Below are 23,177 nucleotides of genomic sequence, written 5' to 3'. Positions count from 1 at the left end.
CGACGGCGCGGGCAGCGGTTTTCACGGACATGCACCGGCGGTCGCGGCATTGGCGCCGACACAGGCCGGAGACGGGACGATCGTCCCGCCGGCCGAAGAAGCCGGAGCGACGTTTGCGGCAGGTTGGGTCACGCTCGAGGCGCGCACCGGCGAGGGCACGACGACCCGGTCGGCGCCGGGCAGGGCGGTGGGAACGGGCTCCGCCACCGGCTGCACGGCGCGTCGCGCCGGCCGGGCGACGGCGACGGGCCTTGCCGCGTCGGGTTCGGCGCCCACCGTCATTTCCGGCGGATAGATCGGATTGCCGGAATGGCCGAGCCGGTCGCTGACCGGGCCCGGCGGGCCATAGGGGTTCCAGCGCATGTCGTCGACCGCGCCGATGATAGAATAGCCATACATGAAGGCCAGCAGCTTGCGTTCGCTCGCACCCGTCTCGCAGATGCGCACCCGGATCTGAACGGCGCCGAAACCTGCGAAGGGCGGCTTTTCGCCTTCCGGGGTGCGCAATTGCTGCCAGGCATACATGCAGAGCTCGGTGGGCGAGGGGCGGCCGAAGGCATAACCGAATGCGCCGTAATCGTTCTGCACCAGATAGGGGGAGCGCTTCATTGGAATGCCGGGCAGGGTGCCGCGCATTTCCGCATCGATGCCGGCTTCCGTCACCGTTCTGAAGCGCAGGTGGTCGTCGCGGTAGCGCAAATCATTGCGTGTGCCATAGAGGCGCATCTGCACGACGTTCTGCCCCGGCACCGCCGACGTCGTCGACAGGAAAATCTCCTGCTGCAGGCCGTTGCTGAAGCGCTTCTGGGTGATGCCGGCGACAGAAAACGAGCCCGGCGGCGGCATCAGGATCGCCTCTTCGGCCTCCACCAGCTTCGTCGAGGCACCCATGCGGGTCGGCTCGCCGGCGCAGGCCGAAAGCATCATCAAAAGCGGGGCAATTAAAAATGCCGATCGCACCCGGCGCAGCTCCTTCTCGAATCACCCCTGACTATTACGGGTTAGTACTTACGGAAGTTCGCCGCCCGCTCAAGGGTAGAGGGGCATTTTTTTGTATTTACGGTAGCTGAAAATCCTTCGATACGCGCTCCGCGCGCATTTTCGAAACATCTTTGAGGCCGATGTAAAGCATTTGTTTACCCTATCGGGCAATTCTGGCGCGTGAATTGGCCGTTTCAGGCGTTCTGCGGCAAAGGCGGAGTCAGCATGCGCACATCACTCTTGGCATTGACGGCGATCGCTGCCGTGACGGCAGGCGTGATCGGGACGACCGAGCGGGAATCCTGGCGGCCGAACGAGATCGATCCGCTGGCCACCCGCGCCTTGCCCGAGCCCGAGACGGACGTCGTGGCCCGCAAAGGCGAGCGCATGACGGCGGCCGACATCCTGCCGGCCCAGTTCGTCGAAGTGTCGCAGGCGGCTCCCGCCGCGCCGAATGCACCGCCCCGATCACAATCTCCGGTTGCTGAAAAGCCTGCGCGGCCCGTGGTCGACGAAAGTGCGTTACGCTACTTTGCCGCGCGCGGCGACACGGTGCGCCTGCAGGCGGAAATTTCGCGCCTGCGCGCGCTCTACCCCGGCTGGGAGCCGCCGGCCGACCCTCTGGCGATCGCCGCCGGCAGCGATCCACAGCTTGACGCCATGTGGAAACTTTACTCCGAAGGCCGCTATGACGACGTCACCAAGGCGATTGCCGAGCGGAAGAAAAACGAGCCGGACTGGTCGCCGCCGGACGAACTCGTGGAAAGCCTGCGGCTGGCGACGACTCGCCGCCAGCTGGTGCAGGCCTCCGATGCGCATCAGAACGACCGGGTCGTCGAACTGGCGGCCGAAGCGCCGCAACTGCTGACCTGCAGCGAGGTGGATATCCTCTGGCGCGTCGGCGAGGCCTTTGCCCGCACCGACCGGCAGGACCGGGCCCGCGACGCCTATGGCTATATCCTCCAAAACTGCCACAATCCGCAGGAGCGCCTCGCCACCATCCAGAAGGCCAGCCTGGTTCTCGATATCCCGCATCTCGACGCGCTGATGCGGCTGGAGCAGACGGGGACGGACGGCAAGCCGGAATTCGACGCCATCCGCACCGGCATCGCCCGCACGCTGGTCTCGCGCGGCGGAACCGATCCCAAGGCGGTGGTGCCGCAGGATTACCTGACGCGGCTGTCGGACGAGGCGCGCCGCACCGAAAACGCCGAGGACAGCCTGCTGCTCGGATGGTATTTCTATCGCCGCAACCAGTTCGAACCGGCGCAGGACTGGTTCCGCCGCTCTTTCGAGAAAGAGGCGACGCCGACGGCGGCGCAGGGGCTGGCGCTAACGCAGGTGGCGCTGCGCGATCCGCAGGCCGCCGAAAACACGCTGTATCGCTTCCGCGATGCGACGGACGAGACAAGGGCCACCTACCTCGCCGCCGTCGCCAATCTGCTGGCGCTCGACCCGCCAAAGATCATCGACAACACCGTCCTGGCGCGCATGGCGACACCAGTCGTCGAGGCGCGCAATACGGCGGCGGCCGAGCAATTCGGCTGGTATGCCCGTTCGCTTCGGCAGATGCAGACGGCTGCCGACTGGTTCGGCCTGATCCTGACCTGGGACGCCGCCTATGAGCCGGCCGCCTACGGGCTGGCGCTGTCGCTGGATGCATTGGGCGACCGCGCCGGCGTTGCCCGCATCCAGGCCATCTGGGCGCAGCGATCCGAGCGTATCGCCCATTTGCGCGATCCAAGGCGCGCCTCCACCCTGACACCGGTCCCGGGAACTGCCCCGGCCTATGCCGAACGGGCGACGCCGCATATTTCGCCGGGCGGCTTCGTGCTCGCCGAAGCGGCGCCCGCGCCGGTTCGTACCGCCTCCGGCAATCCGCAGGCGGAAAAGCGGGTGCGTCCGCGCGGATGCAGCGCCGGCATCGACCTTTCCCGCATCGCGCCCATCGAGGCGGTGAAGCGCGGCTGGTGCCTGATGGATCTGAAACGGCCCCTGGAGGCAGCGGAGGCTTTCGACCGCGCGTTGTCGGCCCCCATCGCCGCGACCCGGCAGGAGGCCGCCTATGGCAAGAGCCTCGCCTATCTCCGGCTCAACCTCACCGACAAGGCCGCCGTCGCCGCCGTGCAGGAACAGCAGACGCCGGTCCGGGCGAAACAGCTGCAGGTGGCGATCCTCGCCGACCGGGCCGTCGGCGCCTTCCGCCTCGGGCGTTTCCACGAAACCATCATCGCTCTCGACCAGCGCAGCCGTCTGACGCGCGAACCGCAGGATCTGATGATGCTGCGCGCCTCCGCCTACCGGCAGCTCGGCTATGATTCCGAAGCGCGCCGCATCCTGCAGCCGCTGGCCGATATCGGCAACAGCGACGCGATCAAGGCGCTCTACGACAAGCCGACCTGAGGCGAGAAATTACTGCTGCTGGAAGGCGAGGCGAACGCCGAGCGCCATGTAGATCGAGCCGATCACCTTGCCCTGCCAGCGACCGATGCTGCGGTTGCGGCCGAGCCAGCCGCGCACCGAGCCGGCGGCGATCGCCAGAACCGAGGTCACGCAGATGCTGAGCCCGACAAAAATGATGCCGAGCAGCGAGAACTGCGCGATCACCGAGCCGCTTTCGGGATGGATAAACTGCGGCAGGAAGGCCAGAAAGAACAGCGCCGTCTTCGGATTGAGGATCTCGGTGAACAGACCCTGCCGGAAGGCCTGCATCGGCGACACCATCTGCGCCGCCGGCAGGTCGAGGCTTCCGCTCTTTTCGAGGAAGGCCTTGATCCCCAGATAGACCAGATAGGCGACGCCGGCATATTTGACTGCCTGGAAGGCCAGGGCGGAGGTCGCCAGCAGCGCCGAAAGCCCGAAGGTCGCCATGGTCGCATGGACGAAATCGCCAGCGGCGATGCCGAGCCCTGTCGCCATGCCGGCGCGGCGCCCGCCGCTGACCGAGCGGGCAAGCGTCAGCAGCGTCGCGGGGCCGGGAATGATCATCAGGCCGAGGACGACGATGAGATAGGTCGTCAGGACATCATGGCTGATCATCGCGCTCTCGCGGGTTGGTGGCGGCCCCCGAGGGCCGGAAAGGTTTGCATCGGACGGACAGGCGGTGCAGGATAGAGGCTTTCGCGGCCGATGCAATGGCCGCTCGGGTCCAAACGGAGTTCGAAACTTGAGTGTTGCCTTCGTCAAGGAAGAAAGCGCCGAAGCCGCATCGGAAACCCTGCTGCCCGACCGGCCGATCTCGCCGCATCCCAACCTGGTGACCGAGGCGGGATTGAAGGCGCTGGAACGGCAGGTGCTGGAGGCGCGCGCCGCCTATGACGCGGCAAGCGGCATCGAGGACGTCAACGAGCGTCGCCGGCAGACGGCCACGCCTCTGCGCGACCTGCGCTATTTCTCCGAGCGGGTGCGCAGCGCGCAACTGATACCGGCGCCGGCCTCGACCGAAACCGTCGCCTTCGGCAGCACGGTCACCTTCAGCCGCGACGACGGGCGGGTGCAGACCTATCGCATCGTCGGCGAGGACGAGGCCGATCCCAAGGCGGGCTCGATCTCCTATGTGTCGCCGGTGGCGCGGCTGCTGGTGGGCAAGGGGGTCGGCGATGTCGTCAGCATGGGCGGCCAGGAACTGGAAATCACCGCCATCGCCTGAGGGCACCGGAAATCCCGGAATTCATTCGTGCTCGTCTGCGATGACGGGTTGAGGCGGCGTCCGACACAGGCTATCTGCTGCGCAACGATCATCTCCCGGCAGACATAGAGGCGCGTTGCGGCATGACACCAGAATTCCTCGTCACCCATTCCGGTGGCTTCCATGCCGACGAAGTGCTGTCCAGCGTCGTCCTCACCCGCCTGTTTCCGCAGGCGAAGCAGGTGCGCAGCCGCGCGCCGGAATGGATCACGCCCGCTGCCAACCGCGTCATCTACGATGTCGGCGGCTTCTATGACCCGCAGGCGCGGATTTTCGACCACCACCAGCGCGGCGCGCCGATGCGCGACAGCGGCCAGCCCTACAGCTCCTTCGGCCTGATCTGGAAACATTATGGCCGCGATTATCTCCTGTCTCTCGGAATTCCCGAGGCCCATCTCGAAGCGATCCAGGCCGCCTTCGACGAGACATTCGTGCTGCCGGTCGACCTGATGGACAATGGTGCCGTCGATCCCTCTGTCGCCGGGCCGTTGGCCGACCTGACGCTGCCGGTGCTGATCGAGACCCTGAAGCCGGTTTTCGACGAGACCGAACCCGGCGCCGACGACCGCGCTTTCCAGTCGGCCCTCGCCATCGCGCGCAGCTTCGTCGAGGCGCGCATTGCCCAGAGCGCGGCCAAATTGCGGGCCGAGGCACTGGTCATGCAAGCGATCGAACTCGCTGGCCCGTCACGCATCCTCGAATTGCCGATGGGCATGCCCTTCCGCGCCGCCATCGTCAAGGCCGGTGCCGATCACCTGCTGTTCGTCGTCCATCCACGCGACAAGGACTGGTGCCTGACCGGCATTCGCCGCGCCGAGGATGGTTTCGAACTGCGCGCCGATCTGCCAGCGGCCTGGGCGGGGCTCAGCAATGGCGAACTGGAAATGGCCTGCGGGATCGAAGGCGCGACCTTCTGTCATCGCGGACGGTTCATCGCCGCCGCCAGAACCCGCGACGCCGCGCTGGCGATGGCCGAACTGGCGGTGCGCGAGGCTGCGCCGGTCATTTCTGACAAAAGCTAAACGAACCAGGCAGGCGGCCTGCATGCATTCCGTTGCCCGGCGCGACCGCGCAATGGATGTCATCTGCACAAAAAACCCTCCCCGGACGCCGCTTCCGGGGAGGGTTGGTTTCGCCTTGAAAAATACTCAGGGGCAGCCGGCTTCGGCCTTCTGCTGCTCGGTCATCTCGCTGTTGCCGGGTGTGCCGGCATCCGGGCGGACGATGTTCTGGCAATCCTTGCCGTTCATCGGGCCGTTGGCGCCGCCCTTGTTGACGCTGCCGGTGCTGTTCGAATCCGTGCCGGCATTGTCACCCGTATTGCCGTCGCTGCCAACACCGACGCCGGCATCGGAGCCCTGGGAACCGGTATCGCTGTTGCTGCCCGTGCCGCCGACGCCGGGTCCGGTTTGTGCGAATGCGGACGTGGCGAGGCCGAGGCAAAGCGTGGCTGCTGCGAGTGTCTTAAGCATTGGTTTCTCCTCGTGTTTTGCTCAATGTGCAAGAGTTGAACAAGTCAACGCGGAAGTTGTTCCGAAGATAATCTCGCCGATGCGAAGCTTTATCGTCAAATAAAGCCTTCGATACGTGCATGGATGACGTCGTGGTCGGACAAGGTCCGTCCCTCCGCATCCACCGAAGGCAGGATGGCGCAATCCACCATGCGCAGCCCGCGGGACAGGAACCAGTCGAGCTTCATTGCCCGTTCCGGCCAGCGGGTGATCAGGCTGGGGCGCGTGGTCATCGCCTCCAGCGGGCCGCCATGGCGCTCGAAACCGCGCTCGCGCGCGCGGGCAAACAGGCCCTCGGCCTCAAAATCGCCGCCGGCATGGTTGCCGGTGTTGAGATCGCCGCCGATCAGGATCGGCAGGCCGGGAAAGGCGGCGTCCAGCCGGTCGATGAGATCGACCGTCTGCCGTTCGCGGTAGGCGGCGGCAGTCGCGCTCTCGAGATGAGTGGAGACGGCGACGAAGGGGCCGGAGGTGGTCTCAATGACAGCGCCGACGGCGACGCGTTCGCCGATGCGCGGCTGGTCGGGATCGTTGCGCCAGATGCGTTCGCCTTCGAGTCGGACGAGGAAGGGCCGGCCCAGCGGATGGCGCGAGAGCAGGGCGTTTCCGTGAAATCCCTTGCGGTTTTCGCCATCGGTGCAGAAATCCCGTTCGGTGTCGGAGCCGAGGCCGAGTTCGAGGAATTCGAGGCCGTAGGCATAGGCCATGCCAAGTTCGCCGGCGATATCGCGGGTGGTGTGGCGCTGGCCCGTGCGGGCCATGCCGTCATCCATCTCGGAGAGCAGGATCAGCGCCGGATCGAGGGTTTTCAGATGACGGGCGGAGGCTTCGACGAACAGGCAGCGCTCCAGGTTCCAGGCCGCGACTTTGAGCGGGAAGGCGGGAGGGCCGGTGCTGTCGGCGGCGCCACCGGTCTCGATGGCGTTGAAGGCGGCCAGAGTGGTCAGGATGCGGTCATGCTCAGCGCGGTCGCGGCCGCGTTCGATCAGCGCGCCGCGCTCGGCGAGCGCCACGACGGCGAGGGTGTCGGTGGTTTGCTCGATCATGCCTTCACCGGGGAGAAATCGCCGGCCGGCTGCATCGGCGTGATAGGGGTGCGCAGGCGCTTGCCGGTCGCGGTCGAGAACAGGAAGATCCGGTGTTCGGGAACGGTCAGGCGCATGCTCTCCTGCGGCTGGAATTCGGCCGTCGCCGTCGCCGAAACCGCCTGGCCGCCGACCGTTCCATGCACGAGTTTCTGGGCGCCGAGTTCCTCGACGTAATCCAGCAGGAATTCCGGGCCGGCGCGCATGTCCTGGGTGAAGGTCACGTCTTCCGGGCGGAAGCCGATGGTAACGGCGGCATCGTCGAGCGGGCCGGTCGCCAGCCGCCAGAGATCGGGGCCTATGGCGAATCCGTTTTCGGTCGACGTTCCCTGTAAGAGGTTCATGGCCGGCGAGCCGATGAAGCTGGCGACGAAAGTCGAGGCCGGCTCGTGATAGATTTCCAGTGGTGTGCCGATCTGCTCGATCTCGCCCTTGTTGAGCACCACGAGGCGGTCGGCGAGCGTCATGGCTTCCAGTTGGTCGTGAGTGACGTAGAGCGAGGTGATGCCGAGGCGGCGCTGCAGGCGCTTGATTTCGCCGCGCATGGTGACGCGCAGCTTGGCGTCGAGGTTCGACAGCGGCTCGTCGAACAGGAAGGCGGCGGGATGGCGCACGATGGCGCGGCCCATGGCGACGCGCTGGCGCTGGCCGCCGGAAAGCGCGCGCGGTTTGCGGTCGAGATAGGGTTCGAGTTCGAGCATACGGGCGGCTTCCGCCACGCGCGCCTCGATCTCGGGTTTCGGCGTGCCGCGGTTCTTCAGGCCATAAGCGAGGTTCTGCCGCACGCTCATGTGTGGGTAGAGCGCGTAATTCTGGAAAACCATGGCGATGTCGCGTTCGGCCGGCTCGACGGTATTGACCAGCCGGCCGCCGATGCGCACCTCGCCGGCGGAAATCTCCTCCAGCCCCGCGACCATGCGCAGCAGCGTGGACTTGCCACAGCCGGAGGGGCCGACGAGCACGATGAACTCGCCGTCGCGGATGGTGATCGACACATCCCGGACGGCCTGGGCGCCGCCGGCATAGGTCTTGAACACATGGTCGATATCGATCTTTGCCATGGCAAAACTCACTTGTCGCTTTCGGTCAGGCCCTTGATAAACCAGCTCTGGAAGATGACTACCAGTGCGACCGGCGGCAGCATCGCCAGCACGGCCATCGCGAAGGCTTCGTTGTAATCGGGGATCTGGGAGCCGACCCAGACGATGAGGATCTGCTTGATGCCGCGCACCAGCGTGTAAAAACTCTCGTCGTTGGTCATCAGCATCGGCCAGAGATACTGGTTCCAGCCATAGACGAACATGATGATGAACATCGCCGCGATCATGGTGCGCGACAGCGGCACGAGGATATCGATGAAGAACTTGAAGGGACCCGCGCCGTCGATGCGCGCCGCCTCCAGCAGTTCGTCCGGCACCGACTTGAAGAACTGGCGGAAGAAAAACGTGCCGGTTGCCGACGCCAGGAGCGGCACGATGAGGCCGGTATAGGTGTTGATCAGCCCGAGTTTGTGCATCACCTCGTAGGAGGGCAGGATGCGCACCTCCAGCGGCAGAAGCAGCGTGGTGAAGATGATCCAGAACATCGCCGTCGCCGCCCGGAAGCGGAAATAGACGATCGCATAGGCGGCCAGCATCGACAGGACGATCTTGCCGATGGCGAAGCCGAGCCCGAGAATCAGTGAATTGCCGAGCATGGTCAGCCCAGTCACCTTGCCGGTGAAGCCGCCCTGACGGGTCAGCACCGTCTCGTAAGTCTCGGCGAAATGATCGCCCGGCACCAGCGTCAGGCCGTTCATGTGGATGTCGGCGGCCTCGTGCGTCGAGGTCGTGAAGGCGACGACGACGGGCAGCAGCATCAGGAGCGAGCCGATGATCAGCACCAGGTGGTCGCGGAAATTCGTGCGGTACATGTGCGTCTCACCCGTAATGCACGCGGCGTTCCAGGAAGCGGAACTGGAAGACGGTCAGCACCAGCACGACGACCATCAGAATGACCGATTGCGCCGAGGAGCCGCCGAGATCGTTGCCGCGAAAACCGTCCATGTAGACCTTGTAGGTCAAGGTGATCGGATTGTTGGCGGCCTTGTCCTTCACCATCACGTCGATGACGCCGAAGGTATCGAACAGGGCATAGGTAAAATTGATGATCAGCAGGAAGAAGGCGGTCGGCGTCAGGACCGGCGCCAGCACCGTCCAGAAGCGGCGCAAACCGTTGCGGCAATCGATGACCGCCGCTTCCAGCACCGAGGCCGGGATGCTTTGCAGGCCGGAGAGGAAGAAGATGAAGTTATAGGGGATCTGCTTCCACACGGCGACGAAAACCATGGCAAACGCCGTATCCGAGTAATTCAGGCCCACCTTCATTTCCCAGCCGAACAAAGCGGCGAGGCGGACGAAGGGGCCGATATGCTGGTCGAAGAACATCATGCCGATCAGGCCTGCGACCGGGGGAGCGATGGCATAGACCGAGATCAGCAGCGTCTTGTAAGCAGAACTGCCGCGAATGACCTTGTCGGCCTTGACGGCCAGCAGCAGGCCGGCCGAGAGCGAAAAGAAGGTGACGAGCACCGTGAACAACGCCGTGAAGCCGGCAATGCCGAGATATTCGGGCGAGGTGAGCGTATCGATATAGTTCTGGAAGCCGACGAAGGTCGAGCCGAAGCCGAAGGGATCCTCCAGGAAGAAGGAGGAGCGGATCGCCTCGGCCGAGGGCCAGTAGAAGAAAATGAAGATCACCGCGAGCTGCGGCGCCAGGAGAAGATAGGGAAGTAGGCTGGACGAAAACTGGGCGCGCTTCATCGACGACCTTTCTGCAACGAGAAGGACCGCCAGAGGCCGGCGATCCCTCGGTTTCGCTTGAAGAGTTTCGCGGCGGCGCGATCAGCCGGCGGTCTTGGCGAAGCGGGCGAGCAGGGCGTCACCTTCCTTCTTGATGGTTTCGAGACCGTCCTTGACCGAGGTTTCGTTGGCGAAGATGCGGTTGTATTCGCGTTCCATGATCTCGCGAATCTGCGGGTAGAAGCCGAGGCGATAGCCCTTGGACCATTCGCCCGAGGGCAGCATGAGCTGCTTGATGCCGACTTCGGCGACCGGCTTCTCGTTATACCAGCCTTCCTTCTTGGCCAGTTCGTAGGCCGCCTTGGTGACGGTCACGTAGCCGGTTTCCTTGTGGTAATAGGCCTGGATTTCCGGGGAGGTCAGGAACTGGAAGAAATCGGCGACGCAATTGTTTTCCGCATCCGGCTTGCCGGCCATGGCGAACAGAGCCGCGCCACCGATGAAGGAATTGGTGCCGGCACCCTGGATCGAGCCCCAATAGGGCAGGAAATCGGCCGAGAACGGCATCTTGGCGGTCTTCTGCAGGCCGCCGAAGGAGCCGGAGGAGCCGATCCACAGGGCGGCCTTGTTTTCCTCGAAAACCTTCTGGTTGTCGGACCAGCCGGCGCCGTAATAGCCGAACCAGCCCTTGTCGGCCCAGTCCTTGAGCTTGGTGAACATCATTTCCAGCTTGGGATCGGTGACGTTCAGCGTCGTGCCTTCGGTCGTTTCGTAGCCGTTGTTGTTGGAGGCGAACTGGACGTTGTTGCGCGAGAAGAAGTTTTCCGTGAATTCCCAGGTCAGCTGCGACTGGACGAGCGGCACGAAGCCGGCTTCCTTCAGCTTCGGCGCGATGGCTTCGAAGTCTTCCCAGGTCTTGGGAGCCTCGACACCGGCCTTCTTCAGGGCATCGGTGTTGATGTACATGATCGGCGCCGAGGAATTGAACGGCATGCCGACGAACTTGCCGGACTGGTCGGCATAGAAATAGCGGATGCCGTCGAGGAAGGCGTCGCGCTCGAATTTATGGCCGGCCTTGAGGATCAGATCCTCGGCCGGGATGACGGCGCCCTTGGCGTTGATGATGGTGGCCGCACCCGCATCGAAGACCTGCAGGATGTTCGGCTGCCCGCCCGAACGGAAGGCGGCGATGCCGGCGGCGAGCGCCTCTTCATAGGTGCCCTTGGAAACCGGGGTGATCGCGCAAGCGGTTTGGGCGGCGTTGAATTTCTTGGCGACTTCGTTGATGACCTCGCCGTTCTTGCCGCTCATGCCGTGCCACCAGGTAATGTTGGTGGTGGCGGCAAACGAAGTCGTGGCCGAAAATGCGATGGCCGTCACGGCCAGGGAAATTTTCTTCAACATGGGCTCTTCCTTTTTTAGCGCCGGTCGTCGGTTGGGAAGAGCGATTAGTCCCGCCATGTGACCCTTCGATAACAGGGCGATGACAGGTTTTTGAAATCCCGCATGGCGCGGATCGAGTGGCAGGCGGTCAACATCAGTAGCAGTATGAAACCGGTGACCTTCCGATGTGCCGACGGGGTGGTCCAGGCTGACGGACGATATGGATGCGGCCGGAAAGCTTGACTTTCCGGCCGCTTTTACGTGCGAGGGGTTACCTAGGATGTCTGACGCATTTCCGGCGAGCTTGGGTTCACTGGAAATGCTCTATGTTTTTGTTTCCGCATTGACCGATGCGAAGCGACAAGGCTCCGCTGGATTGCTTTAGCGTGTCGCGCCATAAACCCATGCGACGGCGGCCACCAGCGCCATGGCCGTCAGAGGCCGCGCGCTTGCCCAGCGGCGAAGGGCGCCACCGAGGTCGCCGGCCCGAGCGGGATCGACGCCGGGATCAGCGATGCGGACACGCTCGGCCTCGTCTGTATCCGCTCGTCCCGCGGGGATCGACGTGACCGTGTGCGACACCGGGTCGGACGCCGGAAACGTATCTTCGAGCGCCGTATCGAGCGCGCCCTTGGCATCTCGCCGGCGTTGCCGCGCCTGTTCCATTTCCATGGACCGGACGGCGGGGGATTCCTGGGGATTGTTGATCATCTGTCATCTCCGAGAATAGCTGGTGTGTAACGCGGTCTCTTCCGCGAAGTTCCTCGCCGACGCGCTGTTCCGATACGATTTGTGCACGGCGGCGGAATCCCGCCCAAAATGCGAGGTACTGCTCTCGACGCCGCCCGGCGCTCTCCTACATTCGGCGGAAACGTGTTCGGGAGGCACTCATGGCAGAGAGACACACGGTCTCCGCGGAAATTCTCGATCGCGCCATCCGGATTGCCTGCGCGGCGCATGCGACCCAGAAGGACAAGGCCGGCGAGCCGTTCATCGCGCATGTCGAGCGCGTGGCGGCCGCAGTGGAGGGGACCGGCGCGAAGACGATCGCCTATCTCCACGACGTCGTCGAAAAGGGGGAGGGCTGGTCGCTGGAACGCCTGCGGCAGGCAGGTTTTCCCGAGGCCATCGTCAGTGCCGTGGAGTCGCTGACGCGTCGGCCCGAGGAGACCTCGGACGAGTTTGCCCGCCGTGCGGCTTCCGATCCGCTGGCCCGCCCCGTCAAGCGCGCCGATCTCGAGGACAATCTCCGTCAGGCGCGACGGGCCGGGTTGGATCCCGGGAAATATCGCCGGGGGCTGGAAATTCTTGGGGCGGTCGATGGAAATTGAGCCAGAACCGCTATCCTTGCGATCCGGCGGCAGGAAATTTGACCTCAGAGGAAGTCGGCGATCTTGGCGAGGTCGGCGATGAAGCGCTCCTGGTTCACTGCCGCCTCGGGACGGTTGAGGGTTCTCAGCAGCGCCGAGGGGTGGATGGTGACCAGCACAGGCGGCGTGTCCGGCGTCTTCAGGACCGCGCCGCGATCGCGCGTCACCTTGGCGCCGCGCCCGAGCAGGGAATAGAGCGCGGTGGCGCCGAGCGCCACGACAAGCTGCGGCTTGACGAAGCGCAGCTCCGCCGCCAGCCACCAGGCGCAGGCCTGGACTTCCCCGACATTCGGCTTGGAATGGATGCGACGCTTGCCGCGCGGCTCGAATTTGAAATGCTTGACGGCATTGGTGACGTAGCAGAGGTCGCGGTCGATGCCGGCCTTCTCCAGGCACCGGTCCAGCAACTGCCCGGACGGACCGACAAAAGGCGCGCCGGCCAGATCTTCCTTGTCGCCCGGTTGCTCGCCGACCAGCAGCACCCGCGCCCTGGGCGGGCCTTCGCCGAAGACCAGATGGGTGGCGTTGCGATAGAGATCGCAGCGGCGACAGTCCTGGGCCGCCGCACGCGCACTGCTCAGCGTCTCGGCCTCCGGGCCGGGGGTTGCGAAAGCCGGACCTTGCCGCGGCGTCAGCATCGTCCCGCTCCTCCGGTCATGTTTCCAGCCTGCCCCAGGCGGGATCCCAGTGGGCGCCGGGCATCAGTTCCACGAGGATCGGCGCGTCTGCGTCGTTATGGCTGCGGGCCAGTGTGAAGGCGGCGTCCGGTTCCATTTCCTCGCCGGGAAAGATCGTGTCGTCCTCGTCGCCGCTGCCGAGCTGGCGCACGAAACCCCTGATACGGCCGCCGGTCGGATAAAGCCGGACGACCATCGCACCGGGTGCACGGTCCTGCGGGCGAAACACATGATAGGTCATGGCGATGTCCTTTCGGGTGACGCGGATTGTCCGCGCCTTTCCCGGTCAAACCATCGATGTCCGCCGATGGTTCCCGAAGGCTCAGCCAGGACGGCCTTGTCCACCGCCTGGAGGTCGATCTCGTAGCGGCAGGTGCCGTTCAATTGCCGCATGACGCCGGCGATCACCGGCTTCCCATGCCGCGCGGAACGGCGGCGACATCGAAGCCGCAGCCATTGTCGAAAATGACCAACGTTGCAATGCGCGCCACGGACGGAGCGGCGGCGTCCTTTTCGACCATCCTGCCCCGGCCCGGTACGGGTGTTTTCATGGCACCGCGCCGAAGCATTCATGTCAAGCTGGAACACGACAAGCTGGAAAACGCAGGGAACAAAATAGGCTGCCGCCGCGATTTTACCGGATCGCGCCGCAGAAAGATCGCTGACTATGGGACATCGCGCGGATCGAGGCGGCGACCGGGATTCTTGCCGTCACCACAGGAGAATTTCGGCAAGCATAGGCATAACAGGCTGGGATTCGCCGCCGCGGGTTGTTAAAGGCGATGGCAGGGCTACGGCCGCAACTGGAAGAAAGCAAGCTGACATGGATATCTTCACGGCCGCCGGCCTGACGGCGCTTCTGCAAGTCATCGCAATCGATCTCGTTCTGGCCGGTGACAATGCCGTGGTGATCGGTCTCGCGGCGGCGGGCCTCGAAGCTACCCAGCGTCGCAAGGCGATCCTCGTCGGTATTCTGGTCGCGACGGTGCTGCGCATTCTCTTCGCCACCATCGCCGTTCATCTGCTGGCGATCATCGGGCTGCTGCTGGCCGGCGGCCTGCTGCTGCTATGGGTGTGCTGGAAGATGTGGCGCGAGCTGCGGTCCGGCCAGAGTGACGAAACGGAGGCGGAGAATGCGGCCGCCCCGAAGAAGTCCTTCGCCCAGGCGGTCATACAGATCGTCGTCGCCGACGTCTCCATGTCGCTCGACAACGTGCTTGCGGTCGCCGGCGCGGCGCGCGAACATCCGAGCGTCCTGATCGTCGGCCTCGCTTTGTCGATCGCGCTGATGGGCATTGCCGCGAACTTCATCGCCCATTTGCTCAACAGGCATCGCTGGATCGCCTATATCGGCTTGGCCATCATTCTCTATGTCGCGCTCGACATGATCTATCGCGGCGCCCAGGAAGTCATGCCGTATGTCGCGGCGGCCGCCGGCTGAACATCATCCCAGGCCGATCTTGCATGACCCGTTGCGCAAATTGAATTGGCCAGCCACGTCGAGTCGCAGCAATGCTTTGCGCCGATGACAACAGGTGCAATGAGGAAATCATGGGCAGGATCGTCTATGTCCACGGCGCGTTCGTTCCGGAAGAGAAAGCCCGGATCGGCCTTTTCGATCGCGGCTTTCTGTTCGGCGACGCCGTCTACGAGGTGACGGCGGTGATGGCCGGGCGGATGATCGACAACGATCTGCATCTTGCCCGCCTCGAACGCTCGCTCCGGGAGTTGGATATTCCGCTCGGCCTGTCCGTCGACGCGATCGTCGCCGTCCAGTCGGAGTTGATCGCCCGTAACGGCCTGCGGGACGGTATCGTCTACCTGCAGGTGTCGCGCGGTGAGGCGGATCGCGATTTCCTCCATGCGGAGACACTGGTGCCGAAGCTGATCGGTTTTACCCAGGCAAAGACCCTGACCGGCACCAAAGCGCAGCGCGAGGGCATCGCCGTCGACCTGATCGCCGATCCGCGCTGGCAGCGGCGCGACATCAAGACCACCATGCTGCTCGGCCAGGTCATGGCCAAGAAGACGGCACGGGCCGGCGGCTTCGACGACGTCTGGCTGGTGGAAGATGGCCGGGTGACCGAGGGCGCCTCGTCGACTGCGCATGTCATCACCGCCGATGGCCGCATCCTCACCCGCGCCGCCTCTCAGGCGACGCTGCCCGGCTGCACCCAGCGGGCGCTGGCCCGCCTGTGTCAGGCCGAAGGCCTGAGCATCGAGGCGCGGGCGTTCACGCCGGAGGAGGCGCAAAGTGCGGCGGAAGCCTTCCAGACCTCCGCCTCCAGCCTGGTCATGCCAGTGGTGCGCATCGGCGACCGGGTCATCGGCGACGGCAGGCCGGGGCCGATGACCCGGCGCCTGCAGGCGCTCTATCTGGAAGCGGCCGGGATTTCGGCCTAGAACGGCGGACGCTTTGGGAGATATGGGGATGAGAACGGCGCGGGACTGGGGATTGATTGCGCCGGGCAGGCTGGAGCCGGGCCCGCACAATGCGATCACGGATGTGCCGGGTGTCGCGGTCGGCCACCGCTCGCTGCGCGGCGAGGGGATTTTCACCGGCGTCACGGCCATCCTGCCGCATGAGGACGATCCGTTCCGCCTGAAGCCGCGCGCGGCGGTCGAAGTCATCAACGGCTTCGGCAAGTCGGCGGGGCTGATGCAGGTGGCCGAACTCGGCACCATCGAGACGCCGATCCTGCTCACCAACACATTTGGCGTCGCCGCCTGCACGCAAGCATTGATCGCCCGCGCCATCGCCGCCAATCCGCAGATCGGGCGCAAGACCTCGACGGTCAATGCGCTGGTCTGCGAGTGCAATGACGGGGCTATCAACGACATCCAGGCGATGGCCGTGACGCCAGAGGATGCGGAGGCGGCGCTGGATGCCGCCAGCTTCGGGCCGGTGGAGCAGGGGGCGGTGGGGGCCGGATCGGGCATGACCGCCTTCGGCTTCAAGGCCGGCATCGGCACGGCCTCGCGGGTCATCCGCATCGCCAGACACGATTTCATGCTCGGCGCGCTGGTGCTCGCCAATTTCGGCGCGGCCGGCGATCTCGTCCTGCCGGATGGGCGCCGTCCCGATCCGCGCGCACCTTCCAGCCCGGAGCGCGGCTCGATCATCGTCGTCATCGCGACCGATCTGCCGCTCGGCGACCGGCAATTGCAGCGCGTCGCCCGGCGTGGCGCAGCCGGTATCGCCAGGCTCGGCGCCTTCTGGGGCCATGGCAGCGGCGATGTCGTGCTCTGTTTCACCACGGCCGGTGCGGTCGAGCACGAGCCCGCCAAGCCGATTTCCACCCAGGAGCGGCTGTCCGACACCCATATCGATCTCGCCTTCCGCGCCGCGACCGAAGCGACCCAGGAAGCGGTGCTCAACGCATTGTGCCTTGCCCCGGCGACCCCGGCGCGCAACGGCCGTCTCTATCCCGCCCTCGCCGACTGGCTCAAGGAGAACTCATGAAAGTCTTCATCTCCGCCGATATCGAAGGAACCGCAGGCATCGCCCAATGGAACGAGGCCGACCGCTCCCATTCCGACGGGGCCGAATTCCGCGCCCTGATGACCGGCGAGGTGATCGCCGCCTGCGAGGGCGCGCGTGCGGCCGGGGCCACCGAAGTGGTGATCAAGGACGCGCATGACAGCGGCCGCAACCTGCTTCTCGACCGGTTGCCGGATTATGTGCGCATCGTGCGCGGCTGGTCCGGCCATCCCGACGAGATGATGTTCGGCATCGATGCGGGCTTTGCCGCCGCGATCTATACCGGCTATCACTCCAAGGCCGGCACGGAGGCCAATCCGCTCGCCCATACCTCGAACATGCGCATCTCGCGGCTGCTGCTGAATGGCGAGGTTGCCTCCGAATTCACCTTCAACACGCTTTGCGCCGCCCGTTACGGCGTGCCCTCGGTGTTCCTTGCCGGCGATGCCGGCATTTGTGCCGAAGCCCGCGCCATGGTGCCGGGGCTGGCGGCGGTGGAGACGCTGGAAGGGAAGGGCAAGGCGACCATCTCGATCTCGCCCGCCTGGTCGCGCCGCCTGATCCGCGAAGGCGTGGCGGAGGTGTTGTCGGGCGATTTCACCCGCGCGCTGCCTGCAATGGCGGATCACTATGAGGTGGTGATCGAGTTCAGCGATCCGACCTGCGCCTATCGGGCCGGCTGGTATCCGGGCGCGAAAGCCCACGGTCCCCGCGCCGTCGCCTTCGAGCACAAGGATTTTGCGGAGATTTTGCGCGCCCTGCTGTTCCTCAAGGTGTAGTCAGGCCGGCTCGCGTTCGACCAAATTCTTCGCGATGCGCCAGAGGTCGTCGACCTTGCGGTTGCGGCTGGCGGCGTGGCGATAGAGGCGGATGTCGAGATCGAGGTTCCAGCCCTCGTCCGCCGAGGCGCGGACGAGGCGGCCGGTCTCGATCTCGTCGCGCGCCAGGCTTTCCGGCAGCCAGCAGATGCCGGCGCCCGTCATCGCCATGTTCATCAGTCCGGCGCTGATGGTATTTTCATGCGTGGTGCGGCGGCGAAACGGCGGACGGCGCAGCAGCAGGCGCGACAGCGCCACGCCGAAGAAGGAATTGAAGCCGTAGCTGAGATAGGGGACCGCGAGCCGTGGCTCGGCAACGGCACGGTCCAGAAGGTTGCGCCCCGGTTGCGGCGCACCCGACATCACGACCGTGGGAGCGACCAGCGGCACCAGCCGGTCATGGGCGACTGTCAGCGCGGCGAATTTCCCGCGATCGAGATGGAAGGGCACTTCCGGATGCGCATAGGTGAGGAAGAAATCCGCCTCGTCGCCGACCAGCGACTCCAGATTGGCCTCGATACCGCCGCGGTCCGGCATCAGCGAGGTGCTGAAGGCCCCGCCTGCCTTTTCAAGCGCCTTCAGCCAGTGCGGGAAGAAGGTGACGGTCAGGGTGTGCAGCGCCGCGAAACGCAGGAGGCCCACCTCATGCGAGGGCCGCAACGTCTCGCGCGCCGCATACAACGTGCGGATCGCCTCCTGCGCCACGGGCAGGAAGTTTCGCCCCGCCGGGGTCAGCTCGGCTGGCATGGTGGCGCGGCTGATCAGCGTCGCGCCCATCCAGCCTTCCAGTTGTTTGATTCGGCGGCTGAAGGCTGGCTGCGTGACATTGCGCATCTCGGCGGCGCGTGAAAAACTGGAGGTGTCGGCAAGTGTCACGAAATCCTCCAGCCATTTGATTTCCATTTTCCCCGCCTTCCCCGTTTCGTGCCCAGTGTCGGCATCATAAGTCTTTCAATCGAAATGGGTATGCCGATTTCGCATGGCATGTTGCGAAAAGCGAATTGGCCAAGCGACGCGCGAGCTTTCAGGTTGTGTGCGAATAAAGGCGGCACCGCCAGCCAACCGGCGCCGAGAGGGGAGTTGTGAATGGCAATCGGAATTCATGCCGATCTTATCCTGCATGGCGGCCGCATCTGGTGCGGCCGGGCGGAAGGCAGCGTCGAGGCTGTCGCCGTCTGGCAGGGCAAGGTTCTCGCTACCGGCGACAATGCCGATATCCTCGGACTTAAGGGGCCGCAGACCGAGGTCATCGATCTTCAAGGCCGCTTTGCCTGCCCCGGCCTGATCGACAACCACCTGCATCTGGTCTCGACCGGTATCGCCATGGGCTGGGTGGATGCCACGCCCGCGACCGCGCCGACACTGGCCGCGCTGACGAAACAAATTTCCGATCGCGCCGCGACGACGCCGAAGGGCGGCTGGGTGCGCGCCCGGGGTTACGACCAGGTCAAGCTCGACATCGGCCGCCACCCGACCCGCGAGGAACTGGACGCCGCCGCGCCTGATCATCCCGTGCTTTTGACGCGGGCCTGCGGCCATGTCTCCATCGCCAATTCGATGGCGCTGGCGCTTTCCGGCATCACCGAGGAAACGCCGGTGCCGGATGGCGGCGTTATCGGCCTGACCGCGGGACGACTGAACGGTTTCCTGGCTGAAAACGCCCAGAACCTCGTCAAGGCCGCCATGCCTGAGGCGACCCTTGAGGAGGTGATCGACGGCATCGAGCGCGGCGGCAAGCATTTGCTTTCCTTCGGCATCACCAGCTGCATGGACGCCGCGGTCGGCCATGTCGCCGGCTTCGCCGAAATCCAGGCCTATGAAATGGCCAAGCTTTCCGGCCGCCTGCCGGTGCGCGTCTGGCTGACGCTGCTCGGCGACCCCGGCGTTTCCATCGTCGAGGATTGCTGGCGGGCGGGGCTGATCTCCGGCGTCGGCGACGACATGCTGCGCGTCGGCGGCGTGAAAATTTTTCTCGACGGTTCGGCCGGTGGGCGCACCGCCTGGATGACCAGGCCTTACGAGGGCGAACCGGACAATATCGGCGTGCAGATGCTGCCGGACGAGACGGTCGAGTCCATCGTTCGGGATTGCCATGATCGCGGCTATCAGATGGCCTGCCACGCCATCGGCGACGGGGCGATCGAGCAATTGATCACTGCCTACGAGAAGGCGCTGGCCGCCAATCCCGATCCCGACCGCCGCCACCGCGTCGAGCACTGCGGCTATGCGACCCCGGCGCAAAATGCGCGCATGCAGGCGGCGGGCATCCTGCCGGCGCCGCAGATGGCCTTCATCCACGATTTCGGCGACAGCTATATTTCCGTGCTGGGCGAAGAACGTGGTATGGCCTCCTACCCGATCGGCACCTGGATGCGCATGGGCCTGAAGCCCTCGACCGGCTCGGATTCTCCGGTCTGCTCACCCAATCCCTTCCCGGATCTTTACGCGATGATCACTCGAAAGACCGGCAAGGGCACGGTCATGGATGAGACCGAGCGGCTGAGCCGGGAAGAGGCGCTGCAGGCCTATACCGAATACGGCGCCTATTCGCAGAAGGCAGAGGCGGTGAAGGGCCGGCTGGTGCCGGGCCAATGGGCCGATATCGCGGTCTTCGACAACGATCTGTTGACCGCCGATCCGCAGACCATTCTCTCAGGCACGCGCTGCCTGCTGACCTTGCTTGCGGGCCGCGTCGTGCACGACGCGCGGTAAGGCCTGCCTGAGTATTTCCACCGGAAATACTCACACCAATCGAAACGAGGCCGAAAACGGCACGAGAGGGAGAACGACATGCTGAAAAGAATGACACTGGCCGCGATGCTCAGCCTTGGCGTGGCAACCGGCGCATTGGCTGCCGGCGAGCGCCATGGAGGAACGCTGTTCTTTACCGCGCCCTACGGGTCGAGCTTCGCCACGCTCGACGTGCAGGCCAGCCCGAACACGCAGGAAGAGTTCATCACCCAGGCCATCCATCGGGCGCTCTATAGCTGGGATTCGCACGACAACAAGCCGGTGCTGGAACTGGCGACCTCGGAAGACGTTTCCGCCGATGGCACGGTCCACACCTATCACCTGCGCAAGAACGCCGTGTTCCACAACGGCAAGCCGCTGACGGCGGACGACATCATCTACAGCTACAAACGCATCGCCAATCCCAAGAACGCCTTCCCCGGCGCCAGCTTCATCGCCATCATCAAGGGCGCCGATGATTACATCGCCGGCAAGGCCGAGGAGATTTCCGGCCTCAAGAAGATCGACGACAACACGCTGGAGATCACCTTTACCGGCCCCTTCAATCCCGGCTTCCAGCTGATGCAGAACACGGTGGTCATCTATCCTTCGAATGTCTCCGACGAATCGAGCTTCGGCAAGACCCCGGTCGGCCTCGGCGCCTTCGTCTTCAAGGAGCATGTGCCGGGCTCGCAGGTCGTCGTCGAAAAATTCGACAAGTATTACGAGGAAGGAAAACCCTATCTCGACCGCATCAACATCGTGCTGATGGCCGAGGATGCCGCCCGCGACGTCGCCTTCCGCAACAAGGAAATCGACGTTTCGGTTCTTGGGCCGACGCAATACCAGGCCTATCAGGGCGAGGAAGGCCTGAAGGACCACCTGCTGGAAGTCGCCGAGGTCTATACCCGCAATATCGGCTTTAACCCGGCCTACGGTCCCTTCAAGGACAAGCGCGTGCGCCAGGCGATCAACTACGCCATCAATGCGCCGCTGATCATCGAGCGCCTCGTCAAGAACAAGGCCTATCCGGCCTCCGGTTGGCTGCCGATCTCCTCGCCGGCTTACGACAAGGACAAGGCGCCCTATGCCTACGATCCGGAAAAGGCCAAGGCGCTGCTGAAGGAAGCCGGCTTTGCCGACGGCTTCGAATTCGAGGTGACGGCGAGCCCGAACGAAAGCTGGGGCGTGCCGATCGTCGAGGCCATCCTGCCGATGCTGAAGAAGGTCGGCATCACCGTGAAGCCGAAGCCGGTGGAAAGCTCCGCGCTCGGCGAGGCGGTGACGACCAACAACTTCCAGGCCTTCATCTGGTCGAACCTCTCCGGTCCCGATCCGCTGAACGCGCTGCGCTGCTACTATTCCAAGACGGCGCAATCGGCCTGCAACTACACGAGCTATTCGAGCCCGGATTTCGACAAGCTCTATGAGGCGGCCCAGCAGGAACGGGATCCCGCCAAGCAGAACGATCTGCTGCGCCAGGCCAACAACATCGTGCAGGACGATGCCCCGGTCTGGTTCTTCAACTACAACAAGGCGGTCATGGCCTACCAGCCGTGGATCCACGGCCTGGTGCCGAACGCAAACGAACTGGCGGTCCAGCCCTATGACGATATCTGGATTGACGATACCGCGCCGGCATCGCGCAAATAAGCCTTGAATGGTTCGGGGGCGGCGTTTGCGTCGCCCCTCAATCGATTGTCGCGCCCGCGAAGGGCGGCCAACACGGAACCGTCAATGCTTCGTTTCACCCTGCGCCGCATCCTGCAGATCATTCCGACTGTCGTCGTGGTGGCGCTGCTGATCTTCGTCATCTTCTCGGTCGTGCCCGGCACCTTCGCCTCGAGCCTGTTTTCCGATGGCAAGCGCGCCGCCGACCCGCAGATGATCGCCCGCCTCAACGAGGAATTCGGGCTCAACAAGCCGGTGACGGAGCGCTTCGTGAGCTATGTCACCGACCTTGCGCATTTCGATCTCGGCACCAGTTTCCGCACCCGTCAGCCGGTCATCGACCTCATCAACGACCGCATGGGAGCCTCGCTGAAACTGGCGATCGCCGCTATGGTCTTCGCCATTCTCGTCGGCGTGCCGCTCGGGTTTCTGGCGGCGCTCCGGCCCGGCTCGATCCTCGATACGGTGACGATGGTCGGCGCGGTCTCGGGCCTCTCCATGCCGCAATTCTGGCTGGGGCTCTTGATGATGTATCTCTTCGCCCTGCAACTGAACTGGCTGCCGAGTTTTGGCTATGGCGACGGCTCGTTCAACAACCTCATCCTGCCCGCCATAACGCTCGGCGTGACGCCGCTGGCGCTTCTGGCGCGCACCACGCGAGCCGGCGTGCTCGATGTGCTGAACGCCGATTTCATCCGCACCGCCCATTCCAAGGGCATGAGCGAGATCAAGGTGGTGCGCTGGCATGTGGCGCGCAATGCGCTGGTGCTGATCGTCACCACGGTCGGGCTGCAATTCGGTTCGCTGATCGGCCAGGCGGTGGTCATCGAAAAGCTGTTCGCCTGGCCGGGCATCGGCTCGCTGCTGGTCGATAGCGTCGCCATCCGCGACATTCCCGTGGTGCAGGGCACGATCCTGGTCATCGTGCTGTGGTTCCTGGTCATCAACACGGCCGTCGATCTGGTCTATGCCGCGATCGATCCGCGCATCAAGCAGGAGTGA

24 protein-coding genes are annotated in these 23,177 nt (G+C 64.5%); 12 read left to right on the top strand and 12 right to left on the bottom strand.

The window, feature by feature from the left end:
• Nucleotides 1-21: 21 nt before the first annotated feature.
• Complete coding sequence (gene bcsN / locus P7F60_RS23095) at nucleotides 22-960, bottom strand: cellulose biosynthesis protein BcsN (RefSeq protein WP_277920050.1); 939 nt, start codon at nucleotides 958-960, stop codon at nucleotides 22-24.
• A gap of 246 nt (nucleotides 961-1,206) precedes the next feature.
• Here bcsN and P7F60_RS23090 point away from each other — a divergent pair, with 246 nt between their 5' ends.
• Nucleotides 1,207-3,384 (top strand): cellulose synthase, encoded by a 2,178-nt coding sequence (locus P7F60_RS23090; RefSeq protein WP_277920049.1) that lies wholly within the window; start codon nucleotides 1,207-1,209, stop codon nucleotides 3,382-3,384.
• A 9-nt stretch (nucleotides 3,385-3,393) separates the two neighbouring features.
• On the opposite strand, the gene P7F60_RS23085 is transcribed toward P7F60_RS23090, so the two are convergent.
• A complete protein-coding gene (locus tag P7F60_RS23085; protein WP_277920048.1) occupies nucleotides 3,394-4,020 on the bottom strand; it encodes a LysE family translocator in 627 nt (208 codons plus the stop codon).
• A gap of 127 nt (nucleotides 4,021-4,147) precedes the next feature.
• Here P7F60_RS23085 and greA point away from each other — a divergent pair, with 127 nt between their 5' ends.
• The gene (greA, locus tag P7F60_RS23080) at nucleotides 4,148-4,630 is read left to right on the top strand and encodes a transcription elongation factor GreA (protein WP_277920047.1); all 483 of its coding nucleotides are present in this window, start codon (nucleotides 4,148-4,150) and stop codon (nucleotides 4,628-4,630) included.
• A 122-nt stretch (nucleotides 4,631-4,752) separates the two neighbouring features.
• Nucleotides 4,753-5,691 carry an MYG1 family protein gene (locus P7F60_RS23075; protein ID WP_277920046.1) on the top strand — a complete coding sequence of 313 codons (939 nt, stop codon included), beginning with the start codon at nucleotides 4,753-4,755 and terminating at the stop codon, nucleotides 5,689-5,691.
• A gap of 126 nt (nucleotides 5,692-5,817) precedes the next feature.
• Here P7F60_RS23075 and P7F60_RS23070 read toward each other — a convergent pair whose 3' ends face one another.
• The 7 genes from P7F60_RS23070 to P7F60_RS23040 form a co-directional block, all read right to left on the bottom strand.
• Nucleotides 5,818-6,141 carry an oxidoreductase gene (locus P7F60_RS23070; RefSeq protein ID WP_277920045.1) on the bottom strand — a complete coding sequence of 108 codons (324 nt, stop codon included), beginning with the start codon at nucleotides 6,139-6,141 and terminating at the stop codon, nucleotides 5,818-5,820.
• 95 nt (nucleotides 6,142-6,236) lie between these two features.
• Nucleotides 6,237-7,226 (bottom strand): endonuclease/exonuclease/phosphatase family protein, encoded by a 990-nt coding sequence (locus P7F60_RS23065; RefSeq protein WP_277920044.1) that lies wholly within the window; start codon nucleotides 7,224-7,226, stop codon nucleotides 6,237-6,239.
• Nucleotides 7,223-8,326, bottom strand: coding sequence for a sn-glycerol-3-phosphate import ATP-binding protein UgpC (locus P7F60_RS23060; RefSeq protein WP_277920043.1), 1,104 nt, complete (start codon nucleotides 8,324-8,326; stop codon nucleotides 7,223-7,225). Before P7F60_RS23060 ends, P7F60_RS23065 begins: the two co-directional genes overlap by 4 nt.
• An 8-nt stretch (nucleotides 8,327-8,334) precedes the next feature.
• The gene (gene ugpE / locus P7F60_RS23055; protein WP_277920042.1) at nucleotides 8,335-9,177 is read right to left on the bottom strand and encodes a sn-glycerol-3-phosphate ABC transporter permease UgpE; all 843 of its coding nucleotides are present in this window, start codon (nucleotides 9,175-9,177) and stop codon (nucleotides 8,335-8,337) included.
• A 7-nt stretch (nucleotides 9,178-9,184) separates the two neighbouring features.
• Complete coding sequence (locus P7F60_RS23050) at nucleotides 9,185-10,066, bottom strand: ABC transporter permease subunit (protein ID WP_277920041.1); 882 nt, start codon at nucleotides 10,064-10,066, stop codon at nucleotides 9,185-9,187.
• 81 nt (nucleotides 10,067-10,147) lie between these two features.
• Complete coding sequence (locus P7F60_RS23045) at nucleotides 10,148-11,449, bottom strand: extracellular solute-binding protein (RefSeq protein ID WP_277920040.1); 1,302 nt, start codon at nucleotides 11,447-11,449, stop codon at nucleotides 10,148-10,150.
• A gap of 360 nt (nucleotides 11,450-11,809) precedes the next feature.
• Complete coding sequence (locus P7F60_RS23040; protein WP_277920143.1) at nucleotides 11,810-12,136, bottom strand: hypothetical protein; 327 nt, start codon at nucleotides 12,134-12,136, stop codon at nucleotides 11,810-11,812.
• Nucleotides 12,137-12,318: 182 nt separating this feature from the next.
• Here P7F60_RS23040 and P7F60_RS23035 point away from each other — a divergent pair, with 182 nt between their 5' ends.
• Entirely contained in the window at nucleotides 12,319-12,759 is a 441-nt protein-coding gene (locus P7F60_RS23035) for a metal-dependent phosphohydrolase (protein WP_277920039.1), read from the top strand.
• Between the two features lie 44 nt (nucleotides 12,760-12,803).
• Here P7F60_RS23035 and P7F60_RS23030 read toward each other — a convergent pair whose 3' ends face one another.
• Together P7F60_RS23030 and P7F60_RS23025 are read right to left on the bottom strand one after the other, a co-directional pair.
• A complete protein-coding gene (locus P7F60_RS23030) occupies nucleotides 12,804-13,436 on the bottom strand; it encodes a UdgX family uracil-DNA binding protein (RefSeq protein WP_277920038.1) in 633 nt (210 codons plus the stop codon).
• 16 nt (nucleotides 13,437-13,452) lie between these two features.
• Nucleotides 13,453-13,716 carry a hypothetical protein gene (locus P7F60_RS23025; RefSeq protein WP_277920037.1) on the bottom strand — a complete coding sequence of 88 codons (264 nt, stop codon included), beginning with the start codon at nucleotides 13,714-13,716 and terminating at the stop codon, nucleotides 13,453-13,455.
• A gap of 26 nt (nucleotides 13,717-13,742) precedes the next feature.
• Between P7F60_RS23025 and P7F60_RS23020 the strand changes: the two genes are divergently transcribed.
• The 5 genes from P7F60_RS23020 to P7F60_RS23000 all read left to right on the top strand — a co-directional run bounded on the left by P7F60_RS23020 (nucleotide 13,743) and on the right by P7F60_RS23000 (nucleotide 17,735).
• Complete coding sequence (locus P7F60_RS23020) at nucleotides 13,743-14,252, top strand: hypothetical protein (protein ID WP_277920036.1); 510 nt, start codon at nucleotides 13,743-13,745, stop codon at nucleotides 14,250-14,252.
• 46 nt (nucleotides 14,253-14,298) lie between these two features.
• Complete coding sequence (locus P7F60_RS23015; protein ID WP_277920035.1) at nucleotides 14,299-14,916, top strand: TerC family protein; 618 nt, start codon at nucleotides 14,299-14,301, stop codon at nucleotides 14,914-14,916.
• A gap of 110 nt (nucleotides 14,917-15,026) precedes the next feature.
• The gene (locus tag P7F60_RS23010; protein WP_277920034.1) at nucleotides 15,027-15,878 is read left to right on the top strand and encodes a D-amino-acid transaminase; all 852 of its coding nucleotides are present in this window, start codon (nucleotides 15,027-15,029) and stop codon (nucleotides 15,876-15,878) included.
• Between the two features lie 28 nt (nucleotides 15,879-15,906).
• Nucleotides 15,907-16,938, top strand: a complete 1,032-nt coding sequence (locus P7F60_RS23005) for a P1 family peptidase (protein ID WP_277920033.1) — start codon at nucleotides 15,907-15,909, stop codon at nucleotides 16,936-16,938.
• Nucleotides 16,935-17,735, top strand: coding sequence for a M55 family metallopeptidase (locus P7F60_RS23000; protein ID WP_277920032.1), 801 nt, complete (start codon nucleotides 16,935-16,937; stop codon nucleotides 17,733-17,735). The genes P7F60_RS23005 and P7F60_RS23000 overlap by 4 nt, the downstream gene beginning before the upstream one ends.
• On the opposite strand, the gene P7F60_RS22995 is transcribed toward P7F60_RS23000, so the two are convergent.
• A complete protein-coding gene (locus tag P7F60_RS22995) occupies nucleotides 17,736-18,677 on the bottom strand; it encodes a LysR family transcriptional regulator (protein WP_277920031.1) in 942 nt (313 codons plus the stop codon). It abuts the gene before it with no gap.
• Between the two features lie 183 nt (nucleotides 18,678-18,860).
• On the opposite strand from P7F60_RS22995, the gene P7F60_RS22990 reads away from it, so the two are divergent.
• From P7F60_RS22990 to P7F60_RS22980, 3 genes are all read left to right on the top strand, one after another.
• Nucleotides 18,861-20,486 (top strand): amidohydrolase, encoded by a 1,626-nt coding sequence (locus P7F60_RS22990; RefSeq protein WP_277920030.1) that lies wholly within the window; start codon nucleotides 18,861-18,863, stop codon nucleotides 20,484-20,486.
• Nucleotides 20,487-20,564: 78 nt separating this feature from the next.
• On the top strand, nucleotides 20,565-22,157 hold the full coding sequence (locus P7F60_RS22985) for an ABC transporter substrate-binding protein (protein ID WP_277920029.1): 1,593 nt from the start codon (nucleotides 20,565-20,567) through the stop codon (nucleotides 22,155-22,157).
• Nucleotides 22,158-22,241: 84 nt separating this feature from the next.
• Complete coding sequence (locus P7F60_RS22980) at nucleotides 22,242-23,177, top strand: ABC transporter permease (protein ID WP_277920028.1); 936 nt, start codon at nucleotides 22,242-22,244, stop codon at nucleotides 23,175-23,177.

The organism is Rhizobium sp. YJ-22, assembly GCF_029601685.1.
Classification (GTDB): domain Bacteria; phylum Pseudomonadota; class Alphaproteobacteria; order Rhizobiales; family Rhizobiaceae; genus Metarhizobium.
This window is presented reverse-complemented; position numbering and strand designations above follow the sequence as displayed.

Excerpts from the sequence above, each read along its gene's own strand:
- P7F60_RS23010 (WP_277920034.1), top strand. The coding sequence starts at position 15,027 with ATGGGCAGGATCGTCTATGTCCACGGCGCGTTCGTTCCGGAAGAGAAA.
- P7F60_RS23000 (WP_277920032.1), top strand. The coding sequence starts at position 16,935 with ATGAAAGTCTTCATCTCCGCCGATATCGAAGGAACCGCAGGCATCGCC.
- P7F60_RS23030 (WP_277920038.1), bottom strand. The coding sequence starts at position 13,436 with ATGCTGACGCCGCGGCAAGGTCCGGCTTTCGCAACCCCCGGCCCGGAG.
- P7F60_RS23025 (WP_277920037.1), bottom strand. The coding sequence starts at position 13,716 with ATGACCTATCATGTGTTTCGCCCGCAGGACCGTGCACCCGGTGCGATG.
- P7F60_RS22985 (WP_277920029.1), top strand. The coding sequence starts at position 20,565 with ATGCTGAAAAGAATGACACTGGCCGCGATGCTCAGCCTTGGCGTGGCA.
- P7F60_RS23065 (WP_277920044.1), bottom strand. The coding sequence starts at position 7,226 with ATGATCGAGCAAACCACCGACACCCTCGCCGTCGTGGCGCTCGCCGAG.
- P7F60_RS23090 (WP_277920049.1), top strand. The coding sequence starts at position 1,207 with ATGCGCACATCACTCTTGGCATTGACGGCGATCGCTGCCGTGACGGCA.
- ugpE (WP_277920042.1), bottom strand. The coding sequence starts at position 9,177 with ATGTACCGCACGAATTTCCGCGACCACCTGGTGCTGATCATCGGCTCG.
- P7F60_RS23035 (WP_277920039.1), top strand. The coding sequence starts at position 12,319 with ATGGCAGAGAGACACACGGTCTCCGCGGAAATTCTCGATCGCGCCATC.
- P7F60_RS22980 (WP_277920028.1), top strand. The coding sequence starts at position 22,242 with ATGCTTCGTTTCACCCTGCGCCGCATCCTGCAGATCATTCCGACTGTC.
- P7F60_RS22995 (WP_277920031.1), bottom strand. The coding sequence starts at position 18,677 with ATGGAAATCAAATGGCTGGAGGATTTCGTGACACTTGCCGACACCTCC.
- P7F60_RS23050 (WP_277920041.1), bottom strand. The coding sequence starts at position 10,066 with ATGAAGCGCGCCCAGTTTTCGTCCAGCCTACTTCCCTATCTTCTCCTG.
- P7F60_RS23045 (WP_277920040.1), bottom strand. The coding sequence starts at position 11,449 with ATGTTGAAGAAAATTTCCCTGGCCGTGACGGCCATCGCATTTTCGGCC.
- P7F60_RS23075 (WP_277920046.1), top strand. The coding sequence starts at position 4,753 with ATGACACCAGAATTCCTCGTCACCCATTCCGGTGGCTTCCATGCCGAC.
- P7F60_RS22990 (WP_277920030.1), top strand. The coding sequence starts at position 18,861 with ATGGCAATCGGAATTCATGCCGATCTTATCCTGCATGGCGGCCGCATC.
- P7F60_RS23070 (WP_277920045.1), bottom strand. The coding sequence starts at position 6,141 with ATGCTTAAGACACTCGCAGCAGCCACGCTTTGCCTCGGCCTCGCCACG.
- P7F60_RS23005 (WP_277920033.1), top strand. The coding sequence starts at position 15,907 with ATGAGAACGGCGCGGGACTGGGGATTGATTGCGCCGGGCAGGCTGGAG.
- P7F60_RS23060 (WP_277920043.1), bottom strand. The coding sequence starts at position 8,326 with ATGGCAAAGATCGATATCGACCATGTGTTCAAGACCTATGCCGGCGGC.
- P7F60_RS23085 (WP_277920048.1), bottom strand. The coding sequence starts at position 4,020 with ATGATCAGCCATGATGTCCTGACGACCTATCTCATCGTCGTCCTCGGC.
- P7F60_RS23015 (WP_277920035.1), top strand. The coding sequence starts at position 14,299 with ATGGATATCTTCACGGCCGCCGGCCTGACGGCGCTTCTGCAAGTCATC.